General features: G+C 70.3%; 16 protein-coding genes and 4 pseudogenes. 9 read left to right on the top strand and 11 right to left on the bottom strand.

What is annotated here, in order from left to right:
* The first annotated feature begins 22 nt into the window (after positions 1-22).
* From ACQP1S_RS11935 to ACQP1S_RS11925, 3 genes are all read left to right on the top strand, one after another.
* Positions 23-2,266 (top strand): carbohydrate-binding protein, encoded by a 2,244-nt coding sequence (locus ACQP1S_RS11935; RefSeq protein ID WP_432906197.1) that lies wholly within the window; start codon positions 23-25, stop codon positions 2,264-2,266.
* Between the two features lie 87 nt (positions 2,267-2,353).
* Entirely contained in the window at positions 2,354-3,760 is a 1,407-nt protein-coding gene (locus tag ACQP1S_RS11930) for a GDSL-type esterase/lipase family protein (protein ID WP_432906194.1), read from the top strand.
* Between the two features lie 17 nt (positions 3,761-3,777).
* Complete coding sequence (locus tag ACQP1S_RS11925) at positions 3,778-5,025, top strand: carbohydrate-binding protein (RefSeq protein WP_432906192.1); 1,248 nt, start codon at positions 3,778-3,780, stop codon at positions 5,023-5,025.
* 228 nt (positions 5,026-5,253) lie between these two features.
* Here ACQP1S_RS11925 and ACQP1S_RS11920 read toward each other — a convergent pair whose 3' ends face one another.
* A complete protein-coding gene (locus tag ACQP1S_RS11920; protein ID WP_432906191.1) occupies positions 5,254-5,550 on the bottom strand; it encodes a hypothetical protein in 297 nt (98 codons plus the stop codon).
* 101 nt (positions 5,551-5,651) lie between these two features.
* On the opposite strand from ACQP1S_RS11920, the gene ACQP1S_RS11915 reads away from it, so the two are divergent.
* The gene (locus tag ACQP1S_RS11915; RefSeq protein ID WP_432906189.1) at positions 5,652-6,182 is read left to right on the top strand and encodes a fibronectin type III domain-containing protein; all 531 of its coding nucleotides are present in this window, start codon (positions 5,652-5,654) and stop codon (positions 6,180-6,182) included.
* Positions 6,183-6,384: 202 nt separating this feature from the next.
* Positions 6,385-6,702, top strand: a pseudogene (locus tag ACQP1S_RS11910) (cellulose binding domain-containing protein); the annotation flags it as partial.
* Between the two features lie 49 nt (positions 6,703-6,751).
* Here ACQP1S_RS11910 and ACQP1S_RS11905 read toward each other — a convergent pair.
* Both ACQP1S_RS11905 and ACQP1S_RS11900 read right to left on the bottom strand, forming a co-directional pair.
* A complete protein-coding gene (locus tag ACQP1S_RS11905; protein ID WP_432906187.1) occupies positions 6,752-6,898 on the bottom strand; it encodes a hypothetical protein in 147 nt (48 codons plus the stop codon).
* 25 nt (positions 6,899-6,923) lie between these two features.
* Positions 6,924-7,397, bottom strand: coding sequence for a MarR family winged helix-turn-helix transcriptional regulator (locus tag ACQP1S_RS11900; RefSeq protein WP_432906186.1), 474 nt, complete (start codon positions 7,395-7,397; stop codon positions 6,924-6,926).
* Between the two features lie 275 nt (positions 7,398-7,672).
* On the opposite strand from ACQP1S_RS11900, the pseudogene ACQP1S_RS11895 reads away from it, so the two are divergent.
* Both ACQP1S_RS11895 and ACQP1S_RS11890 read left to right on the top strand, forming a co-directional pair.
* Positions 7,673-8,011 (top strand): annotated as a pseudogene (locus ACQP1S_RS11895) (dioxygenase); the annotation flags it as partial.
* Positions 8,012-8,069: 58 nt separating this feature from the next.
* Positions 8,070-8,288: pseudogene (locus tag ACQP1S_RS11890) on the top strand (dioxygenase); the annotation flags it as partial.
* Between the two features lie 85 nt (positions 8,289-8,373).
* Here the strand turns inward: ACQP1S_RS11890 and ACQP1S_RS11885 are convergent.
* Entirely contained in the window at positions 8,374-8,505 is a 132-nt protein-coding gene (locus tag ACQP1S_RS11885) for a hypothetical protein (RefSeq protein ID WP_432908521.1), read from the bottom strand.
* Positions 8,506-8,592: 87 nt separating this feature from the next.
* Here ACQP1S_RS11885 and ACQP1S_RS11880 point away from each other — a divergent pair, with 87 nt between their 5' ends.
* Positions 8,593-9,528 (top strand): NADP-dependent oxidoreductase, encoded by a 936-nt coding sequence (locus tag ACQP1S_RS11880; RefSeq protein ID WP_432906184.1) that lies wholly within the window; start codon positions 8,593-8,595, stop codon positions 9,526-9,528.
* Positions 9,529-9,729: 201 nt separating this feature from the next.
* On the opposite strand, the gene ACQP1S_RS11875 is transcribed toward ACQP1S_RS11880, so the two are convergent.
* The 3 genes and pseudogenes from ACQP1S_RS11875 to ACQP1S_RS11865 all read right to left on the bottom strand — a co-directional run.
* Complete coding sequence (locus ACQP1S_RS11875; protein WP_432907976.1) at positions 9,730-10,146, bottom strand: IS3 family transposase; 417 nt, start codon at positions 10,144-10,146, stop codon at positions 9,730-9,732.
* A 102-nt stretch (positions 10,147-10,248) separates the two neighbouring features.
* On the bottom strand, positions 10,249-10,767 hold the full coding sequence (locus ACQP1S_RS11870) for a hypothetical protein (protein WP_432906182.1): 519 nt from the start codon (positions 10,765-10,767) through the stop codon (positions 10,249-10,251).
* Positions 10,768-10,881: 114 nt separating this feature from the next.
* Positions 10,882-11,348: pseudogene (locus ACQP1S_RS11865) on the bottom strand (phosphotransferase); the annotation flags it as partial.
* A 467-nt stretch (positions 11,349-11,815) separates the two neighbouring features.
* Between ACQP1S_RS11865 and ACQP1S_RS11860 the strand changes: the two are divergent.
* Positions 11,816-12,484 carry an O-methyltransferase gene (locus ACQP1S_RS11860; RefSeq protein ID WP_432906181.1) on the top strand — a complete coding sequence of 223 codons (669 nt, stop codon included), beginning with the start codon at positions 11,816-11,818 and terminating at the stop codon, positions 12,482-12,484.
* Here the strand turns inward: ACQP1S_RS11860 and ACQP1S_RS11855 are convergent.
* The 4 genes from ACQP1S_RS11855 to ACQP1S_RS11840 all read right to left on the bottom strand — a co-directional run bounded on the left by ACQP1S_RS11855 (position 12,456) and on the right by ACQP1S_RS11840 (position 16,029).
* Positions 12,456-13,637: an HAD-IIIC family phosphatase gene (locus tag ACQP1S_RS11855; RefSeq protein ID WP_432906180.1), complete on the bottom strand. Its 1,182-nt coding sequence runs from the start codon at positions 13,635-13,637 to the stop codon at positions 12,456-12,458. The genes ACQP1S_RS11860 and ACQP1S_RS11855 overlap by 29 nt on opposite strands.
* A gap of 73 nt (positions 13,638-13,710) precedes the next feature.
* On the bottom strand, positions 13,711-14,844 hold the full coding sequence (locus tag ACQP1S_RS11850) for an acyl-CoA dehydrogenase family protein (protein WP_432906178.1): 1,134 nt from the start codon (positions 14,842-14,844) through the stop codon (positions 13,711-13,713).
* Positions 14,837-15,139, bottom strand: coding sequence for an acyl carrier protein (locus tag ACQP1S_RS11845; protein WP_091253103.1), 303 nt, complete (start codon positions 15,137-15,139; stop codon positions 14,837-14,839). The genes ACQP1S_RS11850 and ACQP1S_RS11845 overlap by 8 nt, the downstream gene beginning before the upstream one ends.
* Entirely contained in the window at positions 15,139-16,029 is an 891-nt protein-coding gene (locus ACQP1S_RS11840) for a 3-hydroxyacyl-CoA dehydrogenase family protein (RefSeq protein WP_432906177.1), read from the bottom strand. Before ACQP1S_RS11840 ends, ACQP1S_RS11845 begins: the two co-directional genes overlap by 1 nt.
* Between the last annotated feature and the right edge of the window lie 28 nt (positions 16,030-16,057).

Genomic DNA, 16,057 nt, shown 5'->3' with positions numbered 1-16,057 from the left:
TCCTCAAGCCCTGGAGATCGTCATGTTGTCACGCAGACAGCGCGTCGCGCTGCTCTCCGCCTGCACGGCGGTCACCGTCAGCGCCGGCGTCGCCGTCGTCACGGTGGCGTCCGCCGCCGCGATCCGTCAGGAGGTCGAGACCGCGCCTGCCACCTGCGACGGCGCGATCGAGTCCAACCACACCGGCTACTCGGGCAGCGGGTTCTGCAACGGCAGGAACGCCGTCGGTGCGGCGGCACAGTTCACCGTGAACGTGTCGGCCGCCGGCACGGCGACCATCGCCGTCCGGTATGCCAACGGTACGACCGACAACCGCCCGGCCGACGTGCTCGTCAACGGATCGGTGGCGCAGGCCGCGAGCACGTTCGACCCCGCCGGGGCGTGGACGACCTGGGCCACGAAGACCCTCACCGCCTCGCTCACCGCCGGCAGCAACACGATCCGGTTGAGCCCCACCACCGCCGCGGGACTCGCCAACATCGACTACGTCGAGGTCGAGACGACCGGCACCCCGCCGCCGTCCGAGACGGGCCGGCAGTTGGAGGACCTGAACCGGGGCGTGATCAGCGTCCGCTCCGGGTCGGGCAACCTGGTGTCCTGGCGACTGCGCGGCACCGAGGCGGCCAACACCGGCTTCAACGTCTACCGCGGCACCACGAAGCTGACCGCGTCGCCGATCACCACCTCCACCAACTACCTCGACACCGGGGCGCCCGCCGACGCCTCGTACACGATCCGTGCGGTGGTCGACGGGGCGGAGCAGGTGGCCTCGGAGGCGTCGCTGCGCTTCGCCGGTGGCGACCACCTGGACGTGCCGATCTCCCGGCCGGGCAGCAACTACACCGCCGGTGACGCCAGCGTCGGCGACGCCGACGGCGACGGGCAGTACGAGATCTTCCTCAAGTGGGACCCCAGCGACCTGAAGGACAACTCCCAGTCGGGCGTGACCAGCAACGTCTACCTCGACGCCTACCGGCTCGACGGCACCCGGTTGTGGCGCGTCGACCTGGGGCGCAACATCCGCGCCGGAGCCCACTACACGCAGTTCCAGGTGTACGACTACGACGGTGACGGCCGGGCGGAAGTCGCGGTCAAAACCGGTGACGGTAGCCGCTCCGGCACCGGGCAGGTCATCGGTGACGCGAACGCCCTGCACCGTAACGCTGGCGGGTACATCCTCACCGGTCCCGAGTACCTGACCATGTTCAGCGGGCTGAGCGGCGCGGTGCTGGCCACGGTGCCGTTCCAGCCGGCCCGCGGCAACGTCAGCGACTGGGGCGACGACTACGGCAACCGCGTCGACCGGTTCCTGGCCGGCACCGCCTACCTCGACGGGCGTCGACCCAGCCTGATCGTGGGCCGTGGCTACTACGCCAAGACCGCGATCGCCGCGTACGACTTCCGCAACGGACAGCTCACCCTGCGGTGGAAGTTCGACTCGAGCAGCGCGGGCAGCCAGTGGACCGGCAAGGGCACCCACTCGCTGTCCATCGCCGACGTCGACGGCAACGGCACCGACGAGATCATCTACGGCGGCATGACGATCAACGCCAACGGGACCGGCCGCTACACCACCACCTTCTACGCCCACGGCGACGCGCTGCACGTCAGCGACTTCGTGCCCAGCCGCCCCGGCAAGGAGATCTGGCAGATCCACGAGCAGAACTCCGGCGCGGCGGCGACGCTGCGCGACGCGAACACCGGCGCGATCATCATGCAGAAGAACAACAGCTGCGGTTGCGAGGGGCCGGGGCGTGGTGTGGCCGGTGACGTCTACGCCGGCAACCCCGGTGCCGAGTTCTGGGGGGCCGGCACCGGCCTGACCAACCTGTTCAACTCCGCCGGCGGCAGCGTCGGTCGTACCCCGGGCAGCTCCAACTTCCTCGCCTGGTGGGACGGCGACCCGGTGCGGGAACTGCTCGACGGCAACCACGTCGACAAGTACGGCACGGGCGGCGACACGCGCCTGCTCACCGCCACCGGCGCGCACTCGATCAACGGCACCAAGGCGACGCCCTCGCTCTCCGGTGACCTGTTCGGCGACTGGCGGGAAGAGGTCATCCTGCCCCGGGACGACAACGCCGCGCTGAGTATCTACGCCAGCCCGACGCAGACCGACCGGCGGCTCTACACCCTCCTGCACGACCCGCAGTACCGGGTGGCGATCGCCTGGCAGAACACCGCCTACAACCAGCCGCCGCACCCGAGCTTCTTCCTGGGCGACGGCATGACCACCCCGCCCCGCCCCGACATCTACCTCCGGTAGCTGCCACTTCCGGCGTACGGCGTCCGACCTCGTCGTGCCGGGCCTGCGGGCACACCACCGACCTTCGATCAGCCAAGGAGCTCAGTCATGAGACCCCTGCCCCTCCTCGCCGTCGGCACGCTCGTCGCCGGCATGGTCACGGTGTTGACCGGCAGCCCCGCGACGGCTGCCGTGAACCGGTACGAGGCCGAGACGGCGCCGGCGATGTGCACCGGCACGATCGACGCGAACCACGCCGGCTTCTCCGGGACCGGATTCTGCAACGGCGACAACGTCGTCGGCGCCTCGGTCCAGTTCACCGTGACCATGCCGGCGGCGGGACGGGCGACCCTGGGCGTACGCTTCGCCAACGGCACCACCACCGGCCGCCCGGCGGACGTCCTCGTCAACGGCACCCGGGTCTCGACCGCCGCCTTCGGCGGCACCGGAGCCTGGACCACCTGGTCGGCCAGCACGCTCACCGTGTCGCTGGGCGCCGGCAGCAACACCGTCCGACTCAGCCCGACCACGGCGGCCGGCCTGCCCAACGTCGACAGTCTCGATGTCGACACCTCCGGCAGCTCCTCGGCCGGCACCGGGCGGCCGGACGACTCGAACATCCAGTACTACGGCCGGTGGAGCAGGTCCGACCCGGCGTTCCCCGCGATGGGCTGGGCCGGCGGCTACCTTGAGACCCGCTTCACCGGCAGCGTCATCGGGGTGCGCCAGCGCAACGCCATCGACCTGTACTACTCCGTCGACCAGGCCGCACCGCAGTGGCGGCGCAACGTGTCCGGCAACGTCACCCTCGCCTCCGGGCTGACCGGCGGCTCGCACAGCATCCGGATCGGCTACCGCGAGCGGGCCGGCTCGTACACCGGCGACCCGGTGTTCGGTGGGCTCATCCTCGCCAGCGGCGCGCAGACCGCGCCGCTGGCCAGGCCGGCGAACCTCGTGGAGTTCATCGGTGACTCCATCACGGTGGGCCAGCCCAACGCCAACCGCCCCTTCACCGCCTACCCGTGGCTCACGGCCGAGGCCCTCGGCGCGGGTCACACCCAGGTCGCCCAGGGCGGCGCCTGCCTGGTCAACCAGGACTGTTACGGCATGGTCGACTGGTTCCGCCGCTCCTCGGCGTGGGTGAGCACCGACGACTGGAACTTCGGGACGTACCAGGCGACCGCCGTGGTCATCAACCTCGGCACCAACGACGTCGGTCACGGCGTCAGCACCGTGCAGTTCCAGCAGAACTACGTCGTCATGCTCGAACGCGTGCGCGTGGCGTACCCGAACGCCGAGATCTTCGCGATGGGCGTCTTCCGCAACCGGTACGTGCCCGAGACGCGAAACGCCGTCGCCGCCCGCACCGCGGCCGGCGACGCGAAGGTCCACTTCGTCGACACCACGGGCTGGATCGACCCGGCCACCGACACCACGGACAACGTCCACCCCACGGACGCCGGCCACGTCAAGATCACGCAACGGCTCCGGCCGATTCTCGACCAATACATCTGAGCGACCCGAGGAGCGACATGAATCGACGAGCGGTCATCGGCGTCGTGACGATGACGACAGTCCTCATCGGGCTGGGGGCCACCATCGCCACGGCGGCGTCCAGCCGGTACGAGGCCGAGACGGCGCCGGTGGTGTGCACCGGCACGATCGACGCGAACCACGCCGGGTACTCCGGGACCGGGTTCTGCAACGGCGACAACGCCGTCGGCGCGGCGGTCCGGCTCACCGTGACCACGTCGGCGGCCGGGACGGCGACGCTGGACGTACGGTTCGCCAACGGCTCCACCACCGCGCGACCCGCCGCCGTCCTGGTGAACGGCACATCGACGCAGACGGTGCCCTTCGCGCCCACCGGGGCGTGGACGACGTGGGTCACCACGACGGTGACCGTGCCGGTGAACCCGGGCACCACCACCATCGGGTTCAGCCCGACCACGGCCGGCGGGCTGCCCAACCTCGACTACTTCGACCTGACGGGCGGCGGCCCGTCGCCGAGCCCGTCGCCGTGCGCGCCGCCGTCGTCCAGCTCTCCTCCCCCGCAGGGGCAGGTCACCGTCTGGTTGGCCGGCGACTCCACGGTGGCCGACCCCTCCGGCGGCACCGTGTGCCCGGCCGGCTGGGGCAGCCAGTTCGCCCAGTACTTCACCGGCGACGTCACCGTACGCAACAGTGCCGTGGGCGGGCGGAGCATCCAGACGTGGCTCTACGACCCCAACGTGACGAGCACGAAGAACCCGGCCGGGGAGTGCGTCGTCAGCCCGGAGACGTACTCCTCGCGCTGGCAGGCCATGCTCGACCCGACGACCGGCATGAAGCGCGGCGACTACCTGCTCATCCAGTTCGGGATCAACGACGGAACCAGTGCCTGCCCCCGCCACGTCGGCTCGGCGCGGTACCAGCAGCTGCTCGGGATGATGGCCACCGCGGCCAAGGCGCGCGGCGCCCACCCCGTCTTCCTGACCCCGCCGGCCGCGCTCACCTGCTCCGGGAGCACGGCGGTCGGCAACCGCGGCTTCGTCACCGAGACGAACTCGGCCGGCAGCGCGAACGCCGTCCCCGTCATCGACCTGCACCGGCTCAGCTACACGCTCTACAACAGCCTGCGTTTCTGTCCCTTCAACGGCGACTACGGCTCGGGCCCGGTGGGCGCCTTCTTCTGCGCCGACCACACCCACTTCGAGCCGTCCGGTGCCCGGCAGATCGCCGGGGTCGTCACCCGAGCACTCCGTGACCAGCAGATCCCTTTAGCCACCTACCTGAGATAGGACGGGGACGCCGGTGACCGACCGGCGATCCGACCATCGCGGCCCACCCGGGGCGTCGACGGGGTACCGGCCACCGGCGTCCCGGGCTGGCCGGTCGCGCCGTCGTCGCCCTCGGGCGGACCCGGCCGCGTCGTCCCGGCCCGATCCGGGTCACCGCCCTCGGGCGGGCCCGGCCGCGCCCGGCCCGGCCCGATCCGGGTCACCGGGTGAGCCGCTGCGGGATGCCGGTCAGATCCGCTGCCGGAGTTCGTCGCGCTCGTCCAGCGAATCGCGCATCGCGGTCCGGACGACCTCGACCCCGGTGCCCGTCACCGCGGCGATGACCTCGGCGAGACGGGCGGGGTGTTCGATCCGTGGGTAGGTGGGCCGGGTGACCCAGATCTCGGGCCCCACCTCGTCCGCGTCGAAGGTTGCCGCGTTGCTGGTGAGCTGTGCGTAGTAGCTCTCGGCTCCGGGATCCCAGCCCCAGACACTCTGCCGGTTCCAGCCCGCCAGCTGAAGGTTGTAGATCGGGTACCAGGCCATGCGAGTTCTCCATTGTGTGTCGGATGGTCCGCTTCGGACGGTCCCCATCATCGCCGTCGCCGCCACTTCCCGACTGGTCGGCCGCGACGGGCAACGTCGGCGTGACCGGCTACCGCGTCTACCGGTTCGACGGCTGGTACACCTCCACACTGCTCGGCACCGCCATGTCGACGACGTACCAGCTGCCGCCCTCGGCCACGACGGGACCCGGCCCGTACCTCCAGTTCTACGTACGCGCCACCGACGCCGCAGGTAACCTGTCGGCTGCGTCCAACACTGTCGACGCGACCAGCTCGACGCCCCCGGCCGACCTCCCGCCGACAGCGCCGAGGGACCTGGCGGTCAGCCGGATCACCTCAACCTCGGTCACCCCGACCTGGACGGCGGCCGAGCCCGGCTGCTGCGACATCACCGGGTACACGATCGGATGCTCCCAGGCGTTCTACGACCCGGGGGCCTCCGTCCGGGTCGGCAACGCCACCACGGCCACTGTCACCCTCAAGCCGGCCACGCAATACCGCTTCTACCTGCAGGCCATCGACTCGGGCGGCACAGTTCACCGTCGTCGGACCCGCTCACCATCGTCACCCCGGCAACCGACACCGTGCCGCCGAGCGCCCCGGGGACGCTGACCGTCAGCGACGTGACCACCACGTCCGCCACGCTGAACTGGACGCCGTCGACGGACAACGTCGGGGGGGACCGGATACCACGCCTACCGCCGGTACGGGGTCTTCATCTCGACGCTGGTGGCCACCGTGCCGGGCACCAGCTACACGGTGTCACTCGCGACGTCCATGCCCAACCGCTGCTACGTACGGGGCCCGGGACGCGGTGGGCAACGTGTCGATCGCGACAAACGAGGTCCGGGCCGCCCCGCCGACCGGCCCGACCACTGCGCCACCCGGCCCCACCTGCGCGGTGTCCTACCCTAAGCAGTCGGAATGCACCGGCGGATTCGTCGCCGACGTCACGATCAGGAATACCGCCACGACCGCCGTCGACGGCTGGACACTGGTCTTCACGTTCCCGGGCGACCAGCGGATCACCACCCTCTGGAGCGCCACCTACGCCCCGTCCGGCTCCGCCGTCACGATCCGCAACGCCAGTTGGAGCGGCACGATCGCGGGCGGCGCGAACGTGTCGTTCGGCTGCCAGGGTACGTGGAGCGGCAGCAACGCGACCCCCACGACCTTCTCCCTCAACGGCGCCCCTGCCGGTGGCGGAGGGCCGGGTCGATCGGGGCAGCCGACGCCTGTGGAGTCTGCGGGCGGGCCCGGGTGTGGTGGATCTCGCCCAGCAGCCGGTCGACCTGCCCACCGGCGTGCCGGCGGTGGGGGGTGTTCACCCGGCCGGGTGAGGGCAGGCGTCCCTTACCGGCCGTCGAGTTGCTCGCGTAGCAGGGTGGCGATGCGGGCGAGTGCGGCGCCGAGATGGCGTTGCTGTGCCGCGCTGAGTGGCTCGAACACCAGTTGTCTGACCTGCTCGACGTGCGCCGGGGCACTGTCCTCGACCTTGCGCAGGCCGGCGTCGGTCAGGATCGCGAGGGTGTACCGGCCGTTGCCCGGGTCAGGGCACCGAGTAACCCACCCCTGCTGCTCGAAACGGACCATCAGCTTGGACAGCCGTGGTTGCGTGCTGTTGGACTGTGCGGCCAGGTCACTGAGCCGCATCGTGTGCGTCTCGGTCATGGACAGCCGGGCCATCACGCTGTACTCGAAGTTCGAGATGCCCTCGTCTCGCTGCAACTGACGGTCGAGCAACGTGGGCAGCGCGATGACCACGGTGCGTAGGTCGTGCCACAGCTTCTGCTGCTCGTCGTCGAGCCAAGGGGTGGAGCCGGTCATGTGCGCAGCTTACTTGACTGGGCAACCGCGTATCGAAATGCCTGCCTACTCACGAGCAGGTATCGGCGCTGCTGGGTTCCGTGACACCGCGCACGTTGACTTGCCCAGGCAAGTGAGGAACACTCATCCTCAGTTGCCCAGGCAAGTGCGGAAGCGTTCCGGCGTTTCGCCCCGAACAGATCGACACCGATGACCATGACGAATGACCCGACGTCCCTCACCCGGCCGAACCGGCCCGCCGAGGCCTACGCCAAGCATGTGGAACAGGTGTTGCCGTGGGCGAAGACGCAGCCGGTACGGGCTCCGTCCGACGGGCCCTTGCCCAGCCTTTTCGTCAGCCACGGGGCCCCATTCACCCCGGCACGCCGCTCTCTTACGACTTCAGCGGTTTCCACCCCCGCGACAAGACCCTGCCCTACGCCACCCCGGGCGCCACCACCCTGGCCCAGCGACTGGTGAGGGCGCTTCCCCGCAGGATGGCGGTGCACGAGTTCACCGACCGTGGCCTCGACCATGGCGCCTTCATTCCGCTGATGATGGCGAGGTATCCGGCGGCCGACGTCCCGGTCGTCCAGCTGTCGATGCCCAGTCTCGACCCCGGCGCGCTGCTCGACCTGGGCTCACGCCTACGGCCCCTGCGCGAGGAAGGCATCCTGCTGCTCGGCTCCGGTGATGATGGCGAGGTATCCGGCGGCCGACGTCCCGGTCGTCCAGCTGTCGATGCCCAGTCTCGACCCCGGCGCGCTGCTCGACCTGGGCTCACGCCTACGGTCCCTGCGCGAGGAAGGCATCCTGCTGCTCGGCTCCGGATTCATGACGCACAGCTTCGCCGCCATCCGGAGCCCAGCTCTCGTCGCGCACACCGCGGCGTTCGACACATGGGCCGCCGATGCCCTCGCCCGAGGCGATGTCGACGCCCTCACCGACTTCCGTAGCCAGGCGCCGGAGCCGACGTCGCGCACCCGACCTCTGACCACTACGTCCCCCTGCTGTTCACCGTGGGTGCCACCACGGAACCCAGCAGCGCGGTCAGCGCCATCAACCGGATGGTCCTGGGCAACTCGACCCGGTCGGTGCAGATGAGTTGACCGGCTCGCGCGCCGCTCAACCCACGGACCAGTGGAGGTGGCGACCACCGGTCCGAAGATTCCCGTTCGCCGCGGATCCGACACCACGAAACGATGAGGAGAACGCCATGAAGGCGATTCGCTACCACGAGTTCGGCAGCACCGACGTCCTGCGTCACGAGGAGGTGGAGCGTCCGGTCCCCGGCGCCGGCCAGGTGCTGGTGAAAGTCGCGGCCACCTCGTTCAACCCCGTCGACGACCACATCCGCCTCGGCGTCCTGGCCGAGATGATCCCCACCGCGCTGCCGATCACCCCCGGCCTCGACGTCGCCGGCATCGTCGCCGAGCTCGGCGACGGAGTCAACGGACTGCAGATCGGCGACCCGATCATCGCCATGTTCCCGCTGGACGAGCACGGCGGGGCCGCCGAGTACGCGATCATCGCAGCCGACCTGGTCACCGCCGCACCCCGCAGCATCACCCTGACCGACGCTGCATCACTACCCCTGACCGGGCTGGCCGCTCGCCAGGCGGCAGTCGAGCTCGCCGGGATCAGAGCCGGCCAGACCGTTCTCGTCAACGGGGCAGGCGGTGCGGTGGGAAGCCTCGTGGTCCAGCTCGCCCTCGACGCCGGCGCCAAGGTGACCGCCGTCGACGGCGGTCAGCACGCCGATCGCCTGAGCGGCTACGGTGCGGAGAAGGTCGTCGACCGGCTGGACCTCGACGCCGGCCCGGCCGCTGTCGGTGGCCCCTTCGACGTGGTGGTGAACCACGTACGCCTGGCCCCCGAGGACCTCGCGAAGCTGACCCCCTACGTGGCCGACGGCGGCATCGTCGTCAGCTCCGCCGGGCCCGTGCCGGCCGACGAGGCACGCTCGGTACGCACCGCGGGGGTGTGGGTAGGCCCCGACGCCTCCCACCTGGCCGACCTCGTCTCCCGCGTCGACAACGGCCTGCTCAAGCTGCATATCGCCGACCGCCGACCGCTGGAGGAACTGCCGGCCGTCCACCGAGACGCGAGCAACGGCAAGCTACTCGGCAAAACGGTCATCGTCGTGGCCTGACGCCACCGGGTCGGCGTCCACCGTCGAAGCCTCACCTGGTGGACGCCGACGTACGCAAGGCGTAGCGGAGCAGCTCGGCCGGAGCGGCAACGCGCCCGGCTCCGGACGGTGGGCCGGGCCGGTCGAGGGCAAAGATCGCATGCGCGCTCATGGTCAGATCCGGACACCGCTGTCAATCCCCTGGAAGCGTGGAGGGCGTCGTTATGCGGCCTGGGCCTCCAGGTCGCGGGTCTCTGGTCGTTCGTCGTCGATCGGGGATCGCCAGTCGCAGACGGAGTGCCGACGGCGCCGGTTGTAGAGGTCGGTGATCCAGGCGCCGATCTTCAGGCGGGCCGCTGTGCGGGTGTGGAAGTGGCGGCGGTGGACGATCGTGTTGTCCGACACCTGCCAACCCTGCTCGCGCAGCTCGCTACCGATGCGAGGGCTGCCGTAGGTTCCACCCGAGTCCTCGAACACCTTCCTGACCGCGGCCGCCAGTCGGACACGCCGGTCATCGCGGCGCGTCGGCGGCCGGTCACGCCACTTGTAGAACCATGACTCAGACACCCCCAGCGCCCGGCAGGCCACCGCGTGCGGCACGGAATGCTCGGTCCTCTGGGAAGCGATGAAGGCGGCCATGCTCACCGGCCCGTCGCTTCTTTGACCCACAGGACCACGGATCGCTTGAGGACATCACGCTCCATCGCCAGCTCGGCGTTCTCCCGTCGTGCAGTTGCAGGCTCACCCCAGTCGGTGTCGGCGGTACCGCAGGGAGGGAACGCCCTCCTGAATTCCGTTCTCGTCCAGCGCGTTGTAGATCGTCAGCCAGCCGCTCGCGAATCGCAGGCCCAACGCCACGGCACCGTCCGCCAGGTCACCCCCGGCCCACTCCAGAAGCTCCACCGCCTCAAGCCTCTGCCCGTGCCGGGCAACCAACAGCGCGGGAGCATCGCTGCGCCAACGGAGCCGGAAGCCGTCTGAGGCCGGCCACACCGGCATCCGTGTCACGTCGATCGACCCGTACGTGATCGACAGATCATCAAACTTCTGATGATTGACCTCAAGACGCTCGTCGTCGAAGTCCAACACCACCGGACAGTCGGCGAACCAGGTGTCGTCATCGTCATCCCACACCACCCAGCTGGACGTCAGCCGACGGCCCACGAGGCCCCGCAGCCGTCGAGCGTGACGACCGGCGACTTCAGCAGCTCCGTTCAGCCAGGCCGGCTGGTAGCCAGCAATACCGAAGTCGAAGGTCATCACCGGACGGTAATCCTGAGCCAGCCTGACTCATATTCGGGGGGACGGCGATCGTCGGTTCAGCGGGTGGTGATGAGGCGTTGCAGGGCGGCGTGGGCGGGGGGTCCCCGCGTGGAAGTGGTCGGCGTGCTCGACCAGAGGCCCACCACGGCTGAGGCTGACAGGCGCGCCGACGGAGGCGGGTTGGTGAAGAGCCGTCAGGGAAGGTAGCCAAGGATTCGGCCGCGTCGCCGGCTCGCGTGACAGAGGCCCGGTCAGCGGGTGTGTGCCCGCAACCCAGGCGGTGATGAGCCAGGGCCGGGGAAACCGCGCGGAGGCTCACCGAACCGCTGCGGGACAGGGACCGGCAGCGGAAGACGCGGAGCGAACATCGGCACCCAGGCGTACTCCTTGCGCAGCGACACGTCCGCGGCCCCGGTCGCCCAGGGAAGCCGGACGGCGAGATCGTCACCGAGCCGCCACAGTTGGTTGTCCCCACCCCGCGCGCCGATCCGAACCGGGAGATCGGCGAGGTCGGGGTGCTGATCGCGCACCAGATCCCGAATCAACTCCGCAGTCATCTCGATCCCGACAGGGGTCATGCCGACCGCCGGTAGTCCGGCAACGCCGCACGTCCACCCGGCAACTGACCGCCGTCAACTGCTGCCCCATACCCGGCCGGATCACGCTTCGCGCCGCCGGACTCACCGTCGGGTCACCACCGCGTGGCGCTACGTGCAGGAAGCGGTCGACTCTTGTGGGCTCACCGGCACCGCCGGGCTCGGCGTGCGGCGCCGGATCACGACGCAGCAGCCCTGCGCCTGAAGATCCGGACAAAGCTCCACTGCTGCCCACGCCGCGCCACCGCGATCGGTCAAGCCATCCTCGTCCCGCAAAACATCGAAGCCCACCGCTACGCAGGGCGAAAAGTGATCGATGCTCCCGCCTCCATCGCCCGGCCCTGCCCTCGGCGACGGCACCACCGTTTCCCGCCACATTCTCGGTAGCCGCAAAAATGGCTTGTGCCACACCTTGAGTACGGTGGCGAACGCTCTCTAGAATTGCTGGCGTGGCTAATCAGATCGGGGTCGACCCGGAGCTTCTGGCCTATGTCCGGGAATTCTCGCTCAGAGAGGACGACGTCCTTCGGGCGCTACGCACGCACACCGGCGAGCTTCCCGGCGGGCAGTCCCTGCAGGTGATGGCCGAGGAGGGACAACTCCTTGCGCTGCTGGTGTCCCTGGTCGGGGCCACGAGGGTGCTGGAGGTGGGCACCTTCACCGGCTACAGCACCCTGTGCATGGCCCGGGCGCTGCCACCGCACGGCCGGCTGGTGACCTGTGACATCAGCGCGCGGTGGCCGGAGATCGGTGCCGACTACTGGCACCGCGCGGGGGTCGCCGACCGCATCGAGGTACGCATCGGTGCGGCCGTCGAGACCCTTGACAAAATGCTCGACGAGGGCACCGGCAGCAGTTTCGATCTCGTTTTCATCGACGCCGACAAAGCGAACTATCCGCAGTACTACGAATTCGCGGTGCAACTCGTACGCCCGGGTGGACTGGTGGTGGTGGACAACACGCTGTTCTTCGGCCGGGTGGTCGACCCGACCGCCGGTGATCCGGACACCGCCGGGGTGCGGCGGGTCAACGCCATGATCCGCGACGACCAACGGGTGGATGTGTGCCTGCTTCCGATGGCCGACGGCATCACGTTGGCCCGGCGGCGGTCCGGCTGATCTCCACACCGCGGTCCGGCCGGTGGAGGCCGGGTGCGGGCGGTCGACCCGCGCCGACGGTCGCCGGGCCGGCCAGGTCGGGGGCGGTGAGGTGGAACGTCGACGGTGCCGGTTGCCGGCGTGCCGCCAGGTGCAGTCGCTGGACGGCCCGGTCGCCGTCGACGGCGATGCGGTCCCGGCACGCGCAGGGCTCCTCGTCGAAGCCGGCGAACCGGTAGGCGATCTCCATCATCCGGTTCCGGTCGTTGGGCCGGAAGTCGGCGATCAGGTGCACCCCGGCTCGGGCGGCCTGGTCCACCAGCCAGGTCAGCAGGACGGTGCCGGTGCCGAAGGACACCACCCGGCACGAGGTGGCGAGCAGCCGCAGGTGCCACACCCCGGGGTGTTTCTCCAGGACCAGCACACCGACCGCGCCGTGCGGCCCGAACCGGTCGGTCAACGTCGTGACCAGGACCTCGTACCGGGGGTCGGCCAGCAGGGCCCGCAACGCCTGATCCGGGTAGTGCACTCCGGTCGCGTTCATCTGGCTGGTCCGCAGGGTCAACTCCTCGACCCGCGACAGGTCTGCGGCGTCGGCCCGCCGGATGCGCATCACCAGTTCCAGCGAACGCAGGAAGTCCTCCGCCGGGCCGGTGAACCGGGCCTGCTCGTCTGCCCGCCGCTGACCGGCCTGGTACATCTGCCGGCGTCGCCGGGCGTCCACGGTCACCGACGTCGGACTGAACTCGGGCCGGTCCAACAGGGCTGTGGCCACCCCGGCGTCGTAGCAGCGTACCTGCGGGAGGTGGAAGGCGACCTCGGCCCGTTCGACCGGTTGGTCGTCGATGAAGGCGACGGTGCCGAGCGCGAAGCCCAGCCGGTCGGCGATCCGCTGGACGGCGTCGGACTTGCGTCCCCACCCGATCTGCGGCGCCACGAAGTACTCGGCGACGCCGAGCGCGCACAGCCGGGCCCAGGCCGGCTCGTGGTCGTTGCGGCTGCAGACCGACTGGAGGATGCCCCGGGCGTCCAGCCCGGTGATCACCGCCCGGATCGGGTCGGGGAGCACGACCTGTTCGTCCTCCAGCAGGACACCCTGCCAGAGGGTGTCGTCCAGATCCCAGACCAGGCACTTCACGGTCACGGGTGGGACCGTCGGGACCTCGTCGGTCACGTCGACTCCTTCATGGACTGCCGTTCGTCGGCAGCAGGGGATGAGTGGGCGGGTGATCGGCGCGGCGGTGGGGTCACCGGCGGTTCACCGCGTGGTCGGCCAGCATCAGCTGACACATCTCGGTGCTGCCTTCGATGATCTCCATGAGCTTGGCGTCGCGGTACGCCCGGGCGACGGGGTGCCCGTCGACCGCACCGGCCGACGCCAGAATCTGGACCGCGTCGGCGGCGGCCCGGGTGGCGTGCCCGGCACTGACGTACTTGGCCAGGACGGTGGCGGTGACCACTTCGGGTGAGCCGGTGTCCCAGCAGCGGCTGGCATGCTCACAGACCCGGGTGGCCACTTGCTCGGCGGCCCACAGGTCGGCCAGGTGCCGGGCGACGAGCTGGTGTTGGGCCAGCGGGCGGCCGAACTGGTGGCGGGAACCGGCGTGTGCGACGGCCGCCGTCAGACAGGCCCGCAGTATCCCCACGCAACCCCAGGCGACCGACATCCGGCCGTAGCTCAACGCCGTGGTCACCAGCAGGGACAATGACTGCCCGCCGGCACCGAGCAGGCTGCTGGTGGGCAGCCGTACCGCGTCGAACCACACGTCGGCGTGTCCGGCCGCCCGGCATCCCAGGGGATCCGCCCGCCGGTGCACCCGTACCCCCGGGGTGGCCCGGGGCACCACCACCACGGCTCCCTGGTCGCCGAGTCGGGCGAAGACCAGGAGCAGGTCGGCGTGGTCGGCGGCGGTCACCCACACCTTGTGGCCGTCGAGGCGCAGGGTGTCGCCCGTCGTGGTGACGGTGGTGGTCATCGCCGACAGATCACTGCCCGCCTGCGGTTCGCTGAAGGCCACCGCGGCCGTGTCCGTGGCGGCCAGGCGGGGCAGCAGCGACCTGGCCTGGGCCCGGTCGGCCAACCGTTCGATGGTCCAGGCCGCCATCGCCTGGGAGGTCATGACGCTGCGCAGGGAGCTGCACAGGCTGCCCACCTGGGCGGTGAACTCGCCGCTGTCCAGGCTGCTCCATCCCGCTCCGCCGTACCCGGTCGGGATCTGGGGGGCGAGCAGGCCTGCGGTGTTGAGTGCGCGCACCACGTCCACGGGTAGCCGGCCCGCCCGGTCCCAGTCGCCCGCCCGGTCGCCGACCAGGCGGGCGGCGAGCGTGGCGGCCTGGGCGGGCGTGACGGTGGGCGCGGTGGCGGCGACGGTCTCAGGCACCGTGGTCGCCGGGTTCGCTGTTGCGGAGCCGGTCGACCAAGGCCACCATCCGGCGCACCGTGCGGAAGTTGTCCAACCGCAGGTCGGTGCCGCGCACGGAGACCCCGTACGTCTGCTCCAGGTGCACCACCAACTCCATCGCGAACAGCGACGACAGCCCACCGGTGGCGAAGAGGTCCGTGTCCGGCGGCCAGGTCCGCCCGGTACGCGCCGTCAGGAAGCGCACCAGTTCCGGCGCGGCGGTGTCGACCCGGTCGCCGGTGTCCGACACCTCCTGGTCGGATGGCACAGTCATCACAGGTCTCCCTCGTAGTGGTAGAAACCCCGTCCGCTCTTGCGGCCGAGGTGGCCGGCCCGGACCTTGGTCAGCAGCAGCTCACAGGGGCGGCAGCTCTCGTCGCCGGTGCGTTCGTGCAGCACCCACAGGGAGTCGACCAGGTTGTCCAGGCCGATCAGGTCGGCGGTGCGCAGCGGACCGGTCGGATGTCCCAGACACCCCTGCAGGAGTGTGTCGACGGACTCGACGCTTGCCGTGCCGGCGGCCACCACCCGGACCGCGCTGTTGATCATCGGGTGCAGGATCCGGCTGGTGACGAAGCCCGGGGCGTCCTCGACCACCACCGATTCCCGGCCCAGGGTGGTGAGTAGCCGGCGTACCGCGTCCAGGGTGTGCGGACCGGTACGTGGGCCGCGGATCACCTCGACGGTCCGGATCAGGTAGGGCGGGTTCATGAAGTGGCTGCCGATCAGGTCTTCCGGTCGTGCCACCGACCGGGCCAGTTCGCCGATGGGGATCGAGGAGGTGTTGGACACCACCGGGGTGCCTGGTGCCACCAGGGCGGAGACGTCCGCCAGCACCTTCGCCTTGGCGTCGGGGTCCTCGGTGACCGCCTCGACCACCGCGGTGAGGGTGCCGGTCCGCCCTGTCGAGACGTCCGCGAGGGACACTCCGACGTCGAGCAGGCCGGGTCGGGTGCCCTCCGGCAGGGCACCCATCAGCCGGGCCGTCCGGACCTGCCGGTCGACCCGGTCGGTGGCCTCGGCCAGGCGACGGCGGTCCACGTCGATCATGGACACGGCGATCCCGTGCCCGACCGCCAGTGCGGCGATGCCCGTCCCCATCACTCCCGCGCCCAGCACCGCCAGTCGTTGCGCGGCACCCGGCGTGGTGTTCTGCCCCGTCAAGAGGGTCTCCCTTCGTTGTCGAGACGGC

This window comes from Micromonospora matsumotoense, from assembly GCF_050951065.1.
GTDB classification, from domain to species: domain Bacteria; phylum Actinomycetota; class Actinomycetes; order Mycobacteriales; family Micromonosporaceae; genus Micromonospora; species Micromonospora matsumotoensis.
This window is presented reverse-complemented; position numbering and strand designations above follow the sequence as displayed.

Excerpts from the sequence above, each read along its gene's own strand:
- ACQP1S_RS11875 (WP_432907976.1), bottom strand. The coding sequence starts at position 10,146 with ATGGCCGCCTTCATCGCTTCCCAGAGGACCGAGCATTCCGTGCCGCAC.
- ACQP1S_RS11870 (WP_432906182.1), bottom strand. The coding sequence starts at position 10,767 with ATGACCTTCGACTTCGGTATTGCTGGCTACCAGCCGGCCTGGCTGAAC.
- ACQP1S_RS11925 (WP_432906192.1), top strand. The coding sequence starts at position 3,778 with ATGAATCGACGAGCGGTCATCGGCGTCGTGACGATGACGACAGTCCTC.
- ACQP1S_RS11880 (WP_432906184.1), top strand. The coding sequence starts at position 8,593 with ATGAAGGCGATTCGCTACCACGAGTTCGGCAGCACCGACGTCCTGCGT.
- ACQP1S_RS11900 (WP_432906186.1), bottom strand. The coding sequence starts at position 7,397 with ATGACCGGCTCCACCCCTTGGCTCGACGACGAGCAGCAGAAGCTGTGG.
- ACQP1S_RS11920 (WP_432906191.1), bottom strand. The coding sequence starts at position 5,550 with ATGGCCTGGTACCCGATCTACAACCTTCAGCTGGCGGGCTGGAACCGG.
- ACQP1S_RS11935 (WP_432906197.1), top strand. The coding sequence starts at position 23 with ATGTTGTCACGCAGACAGCGCGTCGCGCTGCTCTCCGCCTGCACGGCG.
- ACQP1S_RS11845 (WP_091253103.1), bottom strand. The coding sequence starts at position 15,139 with ATGACTGTGCCATCCGACCAGGAGGTGTCGGACACCGGCGACCGGGTC.
- ACQP1S_RS11930 (WP_432906194.1), top strand. The coding sequence starts at position 2,354 with ATGAGACCCCTGCCCCTCCTCGCCGTCGGCACGCTCGTCGCCGGCATG.